Genomic DNA, 502 nt, shown 5'->3' on the forward strand with positions numbered 1-502 from the left:
GCAAGGTTTATATATGCAGCATAGCACTTTGATTAAGGAATGGTAATTGATCAAGATGATACAAACGGCTAGAAATCCAGACAAGCCAATGTAAACATCAGAATGGGGATGCAAAGAATTAAAACTACTATAAGGGGCTTGGCTCAATGGCATCAGAGGAGACTGCCGAGGCTGGCAGGGCTAGGAAGACCTGATGAAAGCTTGCTGATGCCTGGAACGGAGCTGATCAAAGGGAGACTGCTGAAGCTCGGGACGGAGCTGATCAGAGGAAGACTGCTAAAGCTCGGGACGGAGCTGATCAAAGGAAGACTGCTGAAGCTCGGGAGAGAGCTGATCAAAGGCAGTTTGTTAAGGCTGGGGAGGCTGCTGGCACCGGGGATTGATCCGACGAGCGGGAGCGAATTGACGGTAGAATCGCGCTTCAAGAGGGAGGTGAGTCCGACGGGCAGAGCAGCGACCGGCGCAGACTTGTGGAGACCACCGCTCAGCCCGCCGACCTGGG

Annotated in this window: 1 protein-coding gene; it reads left to right on the forward strand. The window is 53.4% G+C overall.

Annotated elements, in window-relative coordinates; translation table 11 throughout:
• Positions 1–207: 207 nt before the first annotated feature.
• Positions 208–502: hypothetical protein (locus IE219_RS32795; RefSeq protein WP_229850288.1), on the forward strand; the 295-nt coding region annotated here is incomplete at its 3' end.

The organism is Streptomyces termitum, assembly GCF_014650175.1.
GTDB classification, from domain to species: Bacteria; Actinomycetota; Actinomycetes; order Streptomycetales; family Streptomycetaceae; genus Streptomyces; species Streptomyces termitum.